Here is a 12,512-nt window from a genome sequence, read left to right as displayed (position 1 = left end):
GAGCACCATGATCACAGTCAAACTGCTCGACGAAAACGATCTCGACCTTTTGATTTCGGCGGACATTTCGGTTTTCGATGGACCCATCCAGCCCGATCTCGCCAAAGCCTATCTGGCCCATCCCGATTATCTCATCGCTTTGGCCAGTGAAGGGGACAAGGTCGTCGGCATGGCGACGGGCCTTTATTATTTCCATCCCGACAAGCCGCTCGAATTCTTTGTCAACGAAGTCGGCGTGGCCGAAAGCCATCAGCGGAACGGTATCGCCAGGCGCCTGATGACAACGCTTTTCGACGCTGCCCGCCGGCGCGGGGTCAGATATGCCTGGGTCGGCACAGAGGACGACAACATCCCGGCCAAGGCGCTGTATGAGCGGCTCGACGGCAAGGGACAGACAATGGCCTATTACGAATTCGACCTTAAGGCCTGACCGGCCCGGTCTCAGCGCCGGAAGGCGATGTCGTCGCGAGTGCGGTAGCTGGCGATGATCCAGATCGCGTGGATAAGTCCGGGAATGTAGCCCAGGATCGTCAGGAGAATATTGAGCCAGAAGTGCAGCCCGAACCCGACGCGCAGGAAAACGCCGAGCGGGGGAATGAGGATCGAAAACAAGATCCGGATGAAGTCACCAAAGGTCATATTTGCGGTCCCGTAGTCAAAGAGGTTTTTCGAATATGGGTACAAGTTTGCCAAGGGCAAGAGTGTTCCCCAAGGGCTAGCTTTCGCCCCGCACCCATTCGATATGGAACCGACCGCGCCCTTCATCGGCCAGCAGCCCGGCAAGGATCGGCAAAAGCGTCCGCATTTCCTCTTCGAGAACGAAAGGTGGATTGACCACAATCATGCCGGTTCCATGCAGGCGCGGCGGCGTGGATGGTGCACGGATCGTCAGTTCGAGGCGCAGGATCTTGGCAATCCCCGTGCCCTGTAATGCCCTGACGTAAGAGCGGATATCGCCGGGGTCCTTGATGGGATACCAGAAGGCATAGGTTCCCCCCGGCCAGCGCGTATGGGCCTTGACCAGCGCCTGGGTCATGCGCTCGAACTCGCCCTTGACCTCGAAGGGCGGGTCGACAAGCACGACGCCACGCTTTTCCTTTGGCGGCAGATGGGTGCCCATGGCGGCCCAGCCATCGAGTTCGGTTACCCGTGTCTGGAAATCGCCGGCGAAATTTTCCCTTAGCGCTTGGGCATCGGCGGGATGCAATTCGAGCGCCATGAGGCGGTCCTGTTCGCGCAGCATGTGCCGGGCGATAAAGGGCGAGCCGGGATAATGGCGCAGTTGGCCGTCGGGGTTTCGCGCGTTCACCGCCGCAAGATAGGGCGCCACCAGTTCGGCTGCCGGAGCCGGCAGTTCGGCGGCCATCAGGCGCGCGATCCCCTCGCGCCATTCGCCGGTCCTGCTGGCTTCATCGCCCAAGAGATCATAGAGGCCGACCCCGGCATGGGTATCGATCACCCGAAATGCCGCGTCTTTGCGCATCAGGTAAGCGAGAATGCGCGTGAGGATGATGTGTTTGACCACATCGGCGAAATTGCCAGCGTGAAAGGCATGACGATAGTTCATGGGCGGGCTATTTTCTGGCTTCGGCCGTCAGGATGGTCACCGCAAAGGCGGCAAAGACGGCGGCGAACGACCAGTTGAGCGCTTTCTGAATCCGTGTCGAACGCATCAGGGTTTCGGTCAGCCATTGGGCGCCGAAGACGATGGCAATGACGATGGGCAGTGACAGCACCACGAACTCGGCACCCAGAAAGATCAGCTTGGCCGCGGCATGGGGGTCCGATGCGGAAACGAACTGGGGCAGGAAGGTCACAAAGAACAGTGCCACTTTGGGGTTGGTCAGGTTGATGCCCAGCCCCGTCAGGTAGGAATTTTTAAGGCCCGGCACCTTGCCGGTGCTGCGCGCCACGGTCAGCCCGGTGCCCGAGCGGATAGCGGCAAAGGCGAGCCAGAGCAGATAGACCGCCCCGGCGATTTTCAGCGCCCAGAAGGCGGCCGGCGCCGTAACGATCAGGATGGATATGCCGAAGGCGGCCAGCATGGTGTGGACGGCAATGCCCGTCACGGCGCCGCCCACGGTTGCAAAACCGTGCCTGAGCCCGAAATTGACGGTCCGGGAAATAAACAGCGCCATGTCCGGCCCGGGTGTTATGGCCAGAACGATGGCCGCGAGGGCGAAAGCGAGAATGATCGAAAGATCGGGGGCATAGACCAGCATGGGTGTGTCCGGAAAGAACGCGAATGGCGCAGACCATGCGCGTGCGCGCTGCGCTGCGCAACCCGATATTTGCGCCAATATGGACAGGCCGCGCGCGATCTGATTAGTGTCGCGCCAACTTATCCTGAGCTTTCAACGCGGTTATCGGTCACGCCATGAGCAAAGACATCAATAAAGTCGTCCTCGCCTATTCGGGGGGCCTCGATACCTCCATCATCCTCAAATGGCTCAAGCAGGTCTATGATTGCGAAGTGGTGACCTTCACCGCCGATCTGGGCCAGGGTGAAGAGCTCGAACCGGCTCGCAAGCGCGCCGAGATGATGGGCATCACCGAAATCTATATCGAGGATCTGCGCGAAGAGTTCGTGCGCGATTTCGTCTTTCCGATGTTCCGGGCCAATGCGCTTTATGAAGGCGTTTATCTGCTGGGCACGTCGATCGCCCGGCCGCTGATCGCCAAGCGTCTTGTCGAAATCGCCGAGGCGACGGGCGCCGACGCGGTGGCACACGGGGCGACCGGCAAGGGCAATGATCAGGTGCGCTTCGAATTGTCGGCCTATGCGTTGAACCCGGGCATTCGCGTCATCGCCCCATGGCGCGAATGGGACCTCCAGAGCCGCACCAAGCTCATCGAATTTGCCGAGCAGAACCAGATACCGGTTCCCAAGGACAAGCGCGGCGAAGCGCCGTTCTCGGTCGATGCCAACCTCTTGCACACCTCCTCGGAAGGCAAGGTGCTCGAAGATCCGGCCATCGAGGCACCCGATTACGTCTATCAGCGCACCGTCGATCCGGTGGATGCGCCCGATACGCCTGAAACCATCACCATCGGGTTCGAAAAGGGCGATGCGGTTTCGGTCAATGGCGAAACGCTCTCGCCTGCCAGCCTTCTCACCAGGCTCAACGAATTGGGCGGCAGGCACGGCATCGGACGTCTCGATCTTGTCGAAAACCGGTTCGTTGGCATGAAAAGCCGCGGCATCTACGAAACGCCGGGCGGCACGATCCTGCTCGCTGCCCATCGCGGCATCGAATCGATCACGCTCGATCGGGGCGCCGCCCATCTCAAGGACGAGATCATGCCGCGCTATGCGGAGCTGATCTATAACGGGCTGTGGTATTCGCCCGAACGCGAGATGCTGCAGGCGCTGATCGACAAGAGTCAGGAATTCGTCGCCGGCGAAGTAACGCTCAAGCTCTACAAGGGCTCAGCCAACGTGGTGGGCCGGTCTTCGCCCTATTCTCTCTATTCGGAGGATCTGGTGACCTTCGAAGAGGGCACGGGAACCTATGACCATCACGACGCAGAGGGCTTTATCAAGCTCAACGGGCTGCGACTGAAAACCTATGGCGCGCGCAAACTGCGGCTGGCACGCGGTCAGTAACGATTACGGCGGGATCGAAGCGCTTTGGCTTCGATCCCGCCGCCCATCCGATCAAATTCAACCCTTCTGCTCTACGCTTAAATCCTCTTTAAGCCGCTGCCACTAGTCTTTGGCCCAATCGGTCTTTTGGGGAAGAACGGCAGAATGGTGCATGAGCCGACCTCCGAGCGCAGCGGCGAAGCATTGCTTCTCGATGCGGCACTGCAAACCATACCGTTCGGATTCTGCGTCTGGAGCGCCGATTTCGAGCTGGTCATGTGGAACCAGCACTATCTCGATATCTACGGTTTTCCGCGCAAGTCGATCCGGCGCGGCATGAGCCTTTACGAGGTGGTCGCGCTTTCGACTGCTTTGGGCAACCATCCCGATACCGACCCCAAGAGCTTTTACGAGGCCTATACCGCCGAGCTCATGGGCAATCGCTCGGGATTACGCGCCGTCAATCTCGAGCTCACCGCATCGCATCGCACCCTGGAAACGGCCCATATCTACGCACCGGGCCTTGGCTGGGTCGTGACCCATGAGGACGTGACCGAGGAGATCGCCCGCTCGGACATGATGAGCGAGCGCAAGCGCGAGCTGGAGCGCCAATACGCCCTGCTCGATGCGGCGATCAACAATATCAGTCAGGGCCTGTCGATGTTCGACAATGACTTCCGGCTGGTCACCTGCAATGCCGAATTCGTTTCGATGTATGGCCTTCCCCCGGAACTGGCGCGCCCCGGCGCCAGCTTTGACGACATTCTCGATCATCGTCGCAGGACCAACAAGCACACGCCCGTCGATATCAACGCCTACCGCGCCGAACGGCAGAAAATCCTCAAGGGCGGCCGGTTTGTGCGCGAAGTGGTCAAGATGGCAAACGGAACCTTCCTGTCCCTGCGCCATCAGCCGCTCAGCGGCGGTGGGGTGGTCACAACCCATGAGGACATTACCGATCAATTGGCAGCCGAGGCCCGCATGCGCCACATGGCCACCCATGACGCGCTGACCGACCTGCCCAATCGCGGCCTGTTCCGCGAAGAGCTTGAAACCGCACTCAAGGGCGTCGAAAAGGGCAAGCAGCCGGCTTTGCTCGCGGTCAACATCGATCACTTCAAGGCCGTCAACGACAGTGAGGGGCATGCGACCGGCGACAAGGTGCTGCGCAAGATCGCCGAACGGCTGTCCGAGGCGGTGGGGTCGCGTGGCATCGTCGCCCGGCTGGGTGGCGATGAGTTTACCGTCCTGCTGCCAAATGTCACCGTGCCGCGCGAGGCGGCCGATCTGGCGCGATCCATCGTCAAGGCGCTGGGTGAACCCATCATGTTTGGCCGCAAATCGATCAGGCTCTCGACCTCGATCGGCATCGCCGTTGCGCCGGGCGATGGCAAGACCACCGACGCGGTGATGAACAATGCCGATCTGGCGTTGCACAAGGCCAAGTCCGAAGGCCGTGGCACCTATCACTTTTTCGAAGCGGGCATGGACGCGACCCTGCAGCGCCGCCGCATGCTGGAAACCGGCCTGCACGATGCGTTGGCCAATGAGGGGCTGTCGGTGCTGTTTCAGCCCATCGTTTCGCTCGAAACGGACACAATCGTTGCCGCAGAGGCGCTCATGCGCTGGGAGCATCCCGTGCTTGGGCCGATCTCGCCTGTCGAATTCATTCCCATTGCCGAGGAAACGGGGATCATTCACGCGATCGGCGGCTGGATTCTCGATGCGGCGGCAAAGGCGGCGGCGCAATGGCCCCAGCACGTGCGGGTTGCCGTCAATCTTTCGCCCATCCAGTTCAAGCGGCCCGATCTGATCGCCACGATCAGATCGGCGCTGGAAACGGCCAAGCTCGATGCCAGCCGGCTCGAACTCGAGATCACGGAATCCTTGTTGCTCGAGGACAGCCAGTCCAATCTCGATCTTCTGCTGGCCGTGCGCGGACTGGGCGCAAGGGTGGCCATGGACGATTTCGGCACCGGCTATTCCTCGCTCTCCTATTTGCGGGCCTTTCCGTTCGACAAGATCAAGATCGACCGCTCGTTCATGGCCGATGTGGCGACCAAGGCCGACAGCCGGGCCATCCTCGGCGCCATGATCTCGCTGGGTCAAAATCTGGGCATGACGACCGTTGCCGAAGGGGTTGAAACCGCCGAACAACTCGCCGTGGTCCGGGCCGAGGGCTGCACGCAGGTTCAGGGCTATTTCTTCTCGCCGCCGGTCGATGGTGCGGCTATGGTTGCCATGCTCGATGCGGAAAAGAGCAGCCTTGGCAGGCGGACGGCCTGAAAGGGTTCGCGAGACGGAAAGCCACAAGGCCATGCGCCGGAATATCCCCTATACCGAACTGCTGGCCCTGGCGCGGCGTCACGCCCGGCGGGCCGATGAGGCCGAGGATGTGGTCCAGGAGGTCCTGATCGCGGCCGTCGTGGCGGGGCGCAATGATTTCTCCAGCGCTGCGGATCGCCGCTGGATGGCTGGCGCCATTCGCAAGCGCTCTGCCTTCGACGCCCGTTCGGCGGCCCGCCGCCGGGAGCGCGAGGCCAGATGGCAAGCCGATGCCAACCCTGCGTCCACACCGCAAGGTGACGCCCTCAATGTCATTCTGGCCGATCTGCCCAAGGGTTTGAGAGTTGTCGCAGCGCTGGCGTTGTCGGGGCACTCCAAGGTGGAAATCGCCTATCTGCTGGGTCTTCCCGACACCGCATTGCGCCAGCGAATCCGTGCGCTCAAGCTGGAACTGGGAAAAAAGGGCGTGGCGATGCCGGCCGAAATGATCGGGCTCAATCTCGACCTTGCCTATGGCACCATAAGGGATGGCCTGCTTCCGGCGCTGCGGCGGCACGGGGGCGCTTTTGCCAGCCACGACCCGGACGGGCATGTTTTTGTCATCCGATCATCGCGGCCCGCCTCACAAAAGGGGTGAGCGCGGCAACGGGGGATGTTTCAAACCCTTTTTCGAGGAGTTCATCATGACAATGCCCAAACTGCAGGCGCCCAGCCTTGTGTTCTATGTGTCCGACATCAAGCGCACCGAAGCGTTCTATCGCGATGTTCTTGGCATCGATGTCCAGCGCCGGGAAGGGGCCGAGCCGTTCTGGCTGGCGGCCGCTTTCGAGGGGGGCTTCGAAGTGATCTTTTTTGAACAGGAGGGCAAGCGCGGTGACACGCCAGCCCTGGTTTTCGATCTCAGGGACGGTGGCATCGACGACGTGGTTGCCGCGCTTGCCGAACAGGGGGTGACCATCGTCACGCCGGTCTCGGAAGCCCCGGGGGGCTGGAGTGCCGACTTTCTGGACCCCGATGGCTTTGGCCTGGGCCTTTGGCAATCCGAAGAGCTCCCGCGATCGCTGAAGTAATCGGGATATGGCGCGAAGGCGGGCCGTTTCGCCTTCGCGCATGCCAGCCCTGCGCCGTTTTTCCTTGTTTACGGGGCCGTCGTAAGGTATGGGCAGCCACATTATTTACTTCGTCGCGTTTCCGAACCGCAAAAGTGGGTGCCACTTTGGCTGGAAACACCCCGGTAAATCCCGAAAATGGCTGGCCCCCTTATGAGCTTGCGCAATATTGCGATCATTGCCCACGTTGACCATGGCAAAACGACGTTGATCGACGTCCTGCTGCGGCAGTCCGGCACCTTCCGCGACAACCAGCGCGTCGATGAACGCGTCATGGATTCCAACGATCTGGAAAAAGAGCGCGGCATCACCATTCTGGCGAAGGTCACTTCGCTCAACTGGAAAGATCATCGCATCAATATCGTCGATACGCCGGGCCACGCCGATTTCGGGGGTGAGGTCGAGCGCATCCTGTCGATGGTCGATGGCGCGGTGATCCTGGTGGACGCTGCCGAAGGCCCGATGCCGCAGACCAAGTTCGTTCTCTCCAAAGCGCTCAAGATCGGCCTGCGGCCCATCGTTGCGATCAACAAGATCGACAAGCCCGAGGAACGCCACAACGAAGTGCTCGACGAGATCTTCGATCTTTTCGTGTCGCTGGACGCCACCCCCGAACAGCTCGACTTCCCGGTTCTTTACGGTTCGGCCAAGCAGGGCTGGATGGCGGACGATCCGTCCGGTCCCAAGGACACCATGGGTCCGCTGCTCGACAAGGTCGTCGAACATTTCGAGGAGCCCAAGGTCGAGCAAGGCCCGTTCCGCATGCTGGTGACGACCATCGAGCGCAACCCGTTCCTTGGCCGTATTCTGACCGGACGGGTGTTTTCGGGTTCGGTCAAACCGGGCGATGCCGTCCATGCGCTCTCGCGCGACGGCAAGACCGTCGAAAAGGGCCGTATTTCCAAGGTCCTCGGCTTCCGTGGTCTCGAGCGTGAGCCGATCGAAGAGGGCAAGGCGGGCGATATCGTCGCTCTGGCGGGCCTTGAAACGGCGACCGTCGCCAACACCATCGCGGTGCCGCAGGTCAACGAGCCGCTCGAAGCCAAGCCCATCGATCCGCCGACCCTGTCGGTCACTTTCAGGATCAATGACGGCCCGCTGGCCGGCCGCGAAGGCGACAAGGTCCAGTCCCGCGTCATTCGCGAGCGTCTGCTGCGCGAGGCCGAGGGCAATGTGGCGATCCGGGTGACACCGGGCGACGACAATGACAGCTTTGACGTTGCCGGTCGCGGCGAACTCCAGCTCGGCGTACTGATCGAAACCATGCGCCGCGAGGGGTTCGAATTGTGCCTTGGCCGCCCCAAGGTGCTGTTCCGGGAAGAAAACGGGCAGAAGCTCGAGCCCATCGAAGAAGTCATCATCGACGTCGATGACGAATATTCGTCGGTCGTTGTGCAAAAGCTCACCGAACGGCGTGGCGATCTTGTCGAAATGCGGCCCTCGGGCGCCGGGCGCACCCGCGTGCGGCTTTACGTTCCGACCCGTGGGCTGATCGGCTATCAGGGGGAATTGCTGTCCGATACGCGCGGCACGGCGATCTTTAACCGGGTGTTCCACGAATATTCGGCGTTCAAAGGCCCGCTGCCCATGCGCCGCACCGGCGTTCTGATTTCCAATGCCACCGGCCAGGCCGTGGCCTATGCGCTGTTCAACCTCGAAGATCGCGGTCCGATGCTGATCGATCCGGGCGTGGACGTTTACGAAGGCATGATCGTGGGCGAGCACAATCGGGAAAACGATCTCGAAGTGAACGTTTTGAAGGGCAAGCAGCTCACCAATATCCGTACGACGTCCAAGGATGAAGCGATCCGGCTGACACCGCCGAAAAAGCTCAGTCTCGAACAGGCGCTCAGCTACATTGCCGATGATGAATATGTTGAGGTCACACCCAATTCGGTGCGGCTGCGCAAGATCCATCTCGACCCGCACGACCGCAAGCGCGCTTCGCGTGCCGCGGCGGCAGAAGCTGCGGCCGGCTGAGCGCTGCAAGCGCTCCAAGTTGATTTGGAATTGACGCGGAGCGGGCCTATATTAAGAGGCCCGCTCCACCCATTTTTTAAGAGGTGCCGTCATGAGCGATACTTCGACCAAGCAACGCACTCAGACAAAGCTCAAGACCGCGCGGCCCAAACTGCATAAGGTCATTCTCATCAATGATGACTACACGCCGCGCGAATTTGTGGTGAAGGTTCTCGAATCGGTTTTCCGGCTCGCCGAGCCACAGGCGGAATCGATCATGATGACCGCGCACCAGAAGGGCGCCGCGGTCATCGCGGTTTACACCAAGGAAATCGCCGAGACCAAGGCTGATGAGGCCATCGAATTGTCCCAGCAGTTCGGATTTCCGCTCATGGTCACGACCGAGCCCGAAGAATAGGGCCCGGTCAAAGCGCGCCTAATACCACTCGCCGCGCACCACTTCGGTGCCGCCTTCCGCCTCTTCCATCAGCAATTGCTCGAACAGGTCTATGTCGCTCTCCTGGTAGTGATAGGGATAGACATAGGTCGGCAGGAATGCCGCAACGCCCGATGCCGCCTGCTCTTCGGACATTGTGAAGGGCAGGTTCATGGGCACGAAGGCAACGGAAATATCCTCGAGCGCCCGCATTTCGGGAATGTCTTCGGTATCCCCGGCGATATAGACGCGCTTGCCGCCAATGGTGAGGATATAGCCATTGTCGCGACCCTGCGGATGATATTGCAGCCGGTCTTCGGTTGTGTTGTAGGCCGGGATCGCCTCGATTTCGATGTCGCCGAAGCTGTCGCTGTCGCCATTGGCCATTTCCCGCGCATTGGATGCCAGCGCTTCGGGCAGCATTGCATGGACTGCCGGATTGGCAATGATTTCGGTACCCTCGGCGACGATAGCCTCGAGCGTTTCGGGGTCGAAATGGTCGCCATGTTCGTGGGTAATGAGGATTAGGTCGGGCGGCGGCAGATAGGAATAAAGTTCGGCGCCGCCCACGGGATCGACATAGATCACGCCCGATGGCGTTTCGATCACCAGCGAGGCATGGGAGATCGGATGGACGAAAAAGTCGCCGGCGTCGGAGGGATAGAGGTCGCCCTCGGGTTGTTGGCCGAACGCGGTCCGGGGCAGGACTGTGGTGACACCGAGTGCGGCCAGGGTCGATAGGCCCAGGCCCAGTGTTTGACGGCGGGTTACGGTCATTGCGTGCCTCCTCAGGGCAGAAAAATGGTCAACAACGACCAACGCCGCCATCCGGCAAAAGATCACCGGCCGCCATTCACAATAACGCGAGCATCATGCGCCGTGAAAACTGATCTCGATTTCGCCGGTATTTGCCTGTTAATCTCGCCTTAACAGGTGTGACGCGGGCTATGGGCCCAGGGGATTTTTCAATGCCGAGCCAGAACAACGCCGCCCGCATCGGGCAGACGATCAGGGGTCTTGAAACCACAACGCGCTTTGCGCTGGCGGTCCTGGCGCTGGCCAGTGGGGTTTACACCTATCTGGGGGTGCGCGGGCTTCTCGACGGCGACGCCAATTTCGTGTTTTTCGCCGCGATCATCTATTCGGTCGCCGTGTCGGTCGGCATTTATGTGTTCTGGAGCTACATGATGCGGTTCTTGCCGCTCATGCGCACCATGAGCCAACGGCTCGCGATGACGGTGGTCATGGCGCTGGGCTCTGTGATGATCGTTGCGATGAGTTCCTGGCTGAACGCCGCCGCTCTCGCCGGCTCGGCTGCGCTCGAGCAGCACATGGCCGTAACGCTTGAGGACTATACCGGGGATCTCGATGCTGCCCATGCCAATGCGCTGGGCGCGCAATCGCTCCTGCCCGACGTGCAGCGGGCGGCGGATCGGTTTGCCACTCTGGCCGATGAGGAGCGCAGCGGGGGCGCATTGACCGGATCGGCGGGCTCGGGCTCGGTCGTGCAGCTTTTGAGCCAGATGAGCGCCCAGATGACTTCGCTGGGTGCTTCGATCTCCAACTCGCAGGCGCGGGTCAACGAACTCTTCCAGACCGGTTCGGAACGCCTGAGCGTTATGCGCGAGCTGGTATCGGCGCCGGGGGCCGTGCAACCGCGCGCCGATGAATTCGCCGCCGAGATCGTCGCTCTGACCGGGGTCATTGCCGCCTTGCAGGAAACCTCGGTGGCGCCATCGGTGGCGCGGGCTGCCGAAGATCTTTCGCTCGGGTTCATCGCCCCTGTCGCCGATGGACAGAGCGCCGGGCTTGTGGTCCGCCAGGATGCGGCCATGGCCAATATCCGTGAGGCGGTATCGGCCCAATCCACGGCGCTGAGCGAAGCGGCCCAGGCGATCATTGACGAACCGCGTGTCGAGCCACGCCGCTTCGTGCCGCTCTCGAGCGCCGAAGCGGTGCTGCGCTATGCCTCCGATTTCCTCCCCTCCTGGGCCGGTGCCATATCGATCGATCTTTTGCCGGTCGTTCTGGTTCTGCTGCTGGCGGTGGCTCATGAGGCCATGCGTCGCGATGCCGAGGCGCTCGACGATGCCGAAACGCTGACTGCCGCCGACATGATGCGCGCCGTGGCGCTGCACAATCAGATGATGGCCAGCGCGCCACCTCCCGAGCGGGTCGAGCCAGAAGCCCAACCCGAGGATGAGCCGCTCGTTCCGCCTGAGCCGGCCGAACGGGCCGAAACCAGCAATCCTCCTGAGGCCGAGGCCCAGGACGACACCGTCACCACCATTCCCGCCTTCCAGCGCAAGCGCGGCGACGGCCCGGCCCGGCCATGAGCACCCTTGGCACCCCGGCGCCACGGAAAAGCACGGGGCGGGCGGTTATCGACAGACTTGCCTCGATTGAGGACGGAATGATCCTCAAGACGGTGTTCTTTGCCATGCTGGCCGGCGCGGCATGGGTCCTGGCCAGCGACTATTTCGAGCTCAATGCGATCCGGCCCGCCGATCTGGCGGTGACCCCGGGCGATCCCCTGCTGCCGGCCGTTGACCGGCCCGAAATCGACCCGGACAATCCCGCCTATCGGCCGCTCGAACATATCACGACGCCGCCCGAACAACTCGCCGAGCCGCTTTCGATCGAACTGGTCGATGGTGGCGTGCTGATGCTTTCGGGCACCATCGTTCCGGGCGCGGCCACGCGCTTTGCCGATGAAATCGGGAGACGGGGCGATTACGTGGAAACCGTGGCGCTCAATTCGCCCGGCGGGTCGGTCGAGGATGCGCTGGTCATCGGAAGGCTGATCCGGGAAAACGGCTTTGACACTGCGGTTGGCGATGGCGCCTTATGCGGCTCGTCCTGCCCTTTGGTGCTGGCCGGCGGTGTGGAGCGGATCGTATCTGACAATGCGGCCGTTGGCGTCCACCAGATCTATGCGGGTGCCGGCGGCGATCAGATCGGGTCGGCGCAGGCCATGTCGGACGCCCAGTCGGTGACGGCGCGCATTGCACGCTATCTCGAGGAAATGGACATCGATCCCCTTGTATGGATCAATGCCATGGAAACGCCCCCGGACCGGCTCTACTTTCTCACCATGGAAGAAATGGAGCAGACGCGGCTCGCCGCGCTATCCTGA

At 61.5% G+C, this 12,512-nt stretch carries 13 protein-coding genes; 9 read left to right on the top strand and 4 right to left on the bottom strand.

Annotated features, from left to right (window positions below; translation table 11 throughout):
* The first annotated feature begins 7 nt into the window (after positions 1 to 7).
* Positions 8 to 430, top strand: coding sequence for a GNAT family N-acetyltransferase (locus KKY_RS15920; RefSeq protein ID WP_014132400.1), 423 nt, complete (start codon positions 8 to 10; stop codon positions 428 to 430).
* An 11-nt stretch (positions 431 to 441) separates the two neighbouring features.
* On the opposite strand, the gene KKY_RS15915 is transcribed toward KKY_RS15920, so the two are convergent.
* The 3 genes from KKY_RS15915 to KKY_RS15905 all read right to left on the bottom strand — a co-directional run bounded on the left by KKY_RS15915 (position 442) and on the right by KKY_RS15905 (position 2,222).
* Positions 442 to 639 carry a YqaE/Pmp3 family membrane protein gene (locus tag KKY_RS15915; RefSeq protein ID WP_014132399.1) on the bottom strand — a complete coding sequence of 66 codons (198 nt, stop codon included), beginning with the start codon at positions 637 to 639 and terminating at the stop codon, positions 442 to 444.
* A 76-nt stretch (positions 640 to 715) separates the two neighbouring features.
* On the bottom strand, positions 716 to 1,567 hold the full coding sequence (locus KKY_RS15910; RefSeq protein WP_014132398.1) for a 23S rRNA (adenine(2030)-N(6))-methyltransferase RlmJ: 852 nt from the start codon (positions 1,565 to 1,567) through the stop codon (positions 716 to 718).
* A gap of 7 nt (positions 1,568 to 1,574) precedes the next feature.
* Positions 1,575 to 2,222 (bottom strand): LysE family translocator, encoded by a 648-nt coding sequence (locus KKY_RS15905; protein WP_014132397.1) that lies wholly within the window; start codon positions 2,220 to 2,222, stop codon positions 1,575 to 1,577.
* Between the two features lie 155 nt (positions 2,223 to 2,377).
* Here KKY_RS15905 and KKY_RS15900 point away from each other — a divergent pair, with 155 nt between their 5' ends.
* From KKY_RS15900 to KKY_RS15875, 6 genes are all read left to right on the top strand, one after another.
* Entirely contained in the window at positions 2,378 to 3,607 is a 1,230-nt protein-coding gene (locus KKY_RS15900; protein WP_014132396.1) for an argininosuccinate synthase, read from the top strand.
* A gap of 144 nt (positions 3,608 to 3,751) precedes the next feature.
* Positions 3,752 to 5,872: an EAL domain-containing protein gene (locus KKY_RS15895; protein ID WP_014132395.1), complete on the top strand. Its 2,121-nt coding sequence runs from the start codon at positions 3,752 to 3,754 to the stop codon at positions 5,870 to 5,872.
* 31 nt (positions 5,873 to 5,903) lie between these two features.
* Positions 5,904 to 6,509 (top strand): RNA polymerase sigma factor, encoded by a 606-nt coding sequence (locus KKY_RS15890; RefSeq protein ID WP_041529562.1) that lies wholly within the window; start codon positions 5,904 to 5,906, stop codon positions 6,507 to 6,509.
* 46 nt (positions 6,510 to 6,555) lie between these two features.
* Positions 6,556 to 6,942: a VOC family protein gene (locus KKY_RS15885; protein WP_244404023.1), complete on the top strand. Its 387-nt coding sequence runs from the start codon at positions 6,556 to 6,558 to the stop codon at positions 6,940 to 6,942.
* Between the two features lie 192 nt (positions 6,943 to 7,134).
* Positions 7,135 to 8,961 carry a translational GTPase TypA gene (gene typA, locus KKY_RS15880; RefSeq protein WP_014132392.1) on the top strand — a complete coding sequence of 609 codons (1,827 nt, stop codon included), beginning with the start codon at positions 7,135 to 7,137 and terminating at the stop codon, positions 8,959 to 8,961.
* 91 nt (positions 8,962 to 9,052) lie between these two features.
* Entirely contained in the window at positions 9,053 to 9,358 is a 306-nt protein-coding gene (locus KKY_RS15875) for an ATP-dependent Clp protease adaptor ClpS (protein ID WP_014132391.1), read from the top strand.
* Positions 9,359 to 9,376: 18 nt separating this feature from the next.
* Here KKY_RS15875 and KKY_RS15870 read toward each other — a convergent pair whose 3' ends face one another.
* Entirely contained in the window at positions 9,377 to 10,153 is a 777-nt protein-coding gene (locus KKY_RS15870) for an MBL fold metallo-hydrolase (protein WP_014132390.1), read from the bottom strand.
* A gap of 191 nt (positions 10,154 to 10,344) precedes the next feature.
* Between KKY_RS15870 and KKY_RS15865 the strand changes: the two genes are divergently transcribed.
* Both KKY_RS15865 and KKY_RS15860 read left to right on the top strand, forming a co-directional pair.
* Positions 10,345 to 11,712, top strand: coding sequence for a hypothetical protein (locus tag KKY_RS15865; protein WP_014132389.1), 1,368 nt, complete (start codon positions 10,345 to 10,347; stop codon positions 11,710 to 11,712).
* Positions 11,709 to 12,512 carry a COG3904 family protein gene (locus KKY_RS15860; protein ID WP_014132388.1) on the top strand — a complete coding sequence of 268 codons (804 nt, stop codon included), beginning with the start codon at positions 11,709 to 11,711 and terminating at the stop codon, positions 12,510 to 12,512. The genes KKY_RS15865 and KKY_RS15860 overlap by 4 nt, the downstream gene beginning before the upstream one ends.

Source organism: Pelagibacterium halotolerans B2, assembly GCF_000230555.1.
Lineage (GTDB): Bacteria > Pseudomonadota > Alphaproteobacteria > Rhizobiales > Devosiaceae > Pelagibacterium > Pelagibacterium halotolerans.
The sequence above is the reverse complement of the archived record's forward strand: the minus strand, read 5'-3'. Positions and strand labels throughout refer to the sequence as shown.

Coding starts and splice junctions, on each gene's coding strand:
- KKY_RS15920 (WP_014132400.1), top strand. CDS start 8: ATGATCACAGTCAAACTGCTCGACGAAAACGATCTCGACCTTTTGATT.
- KKY_RS15915 (WP_014132399.1), bottom strand. CDS start 639: ATGACCTTTGGTGACTTCATCCGGATCTTGTTTTCGATCCTCATTCCC.
- KKY_RS15910 (WP_014132398.1), bottom strand. CDS start 1,567: ATGAACTATCGTCATGCCTTTCACGCTGGCAATTTCGCCGATGTGGTC.
- KKY_RS15905 (WP_014132397.1), bottom strand. CDS start 2,222: ATGCTGGTCTATGCCCCCGATCTTTCGATCATTCTCGCTTTCGCCCTC.
- KKY_RS15900 (WP_014132396.1), top strand. CDS start 2,378: ATGAGCAAAGACATCAATAAAGTCGTCCTCGCCTATTCGGGGGGCCTC.
- KKY_RS15895 (WP_014132395.1), top strand. CDS start 3,752: ATGGTGCATGAGCCGACCTCCGAGCGCAGCGGCGAAGCATTGCTTCTC.
- KKY_RS15890 (WP_041529562.1), top strand. CDS start 5,904: ATGCGCCGGAATATCCCCTATACCGAACTGCTGGCCCTGGCGCGGCGT.
- KKY_RS15885 (WP_244404023.1), top strand. CDS start 6,556: ATGACAATGCCCAAACTGCAGGCGCCCAGCCTTGTGTTCTATGTGTCC.
- typA (WP_014132392.1), top strand. CDS start 7,135: ATGAGCTTGCGCAATATTGCGATCATTGCCCACGTTGACCATGGCAAA.
- KKY_RS15875 (WP_014132391.1), top strand. CDS start 9,053: ATGAGCGATACTTCGACCAAGCAACGCACTCAGACAAAGCTCAAGACC.
- KKY_RS15870 (WP_014132390.1), bottom strand. CDS start 10,153: ATGACCGTAACCCGCCGTCAAACACTGGGCCTGGGCCTATCGACCCTG.
- KKY_RS15865 (WP_014132389.1), top strand. CDS start 10,345: ATGCCGAGCCAGAACAACGCCGCCCGCATCGGGCAGACGATCAGGGGT.
- KKY_RS15860 (WP_014132388.1), top strand. CDS start 11,709: ATGAGCACCCTTGGCACCCCGGCGCCACGGAAAAGCACGGGGCGGGCG.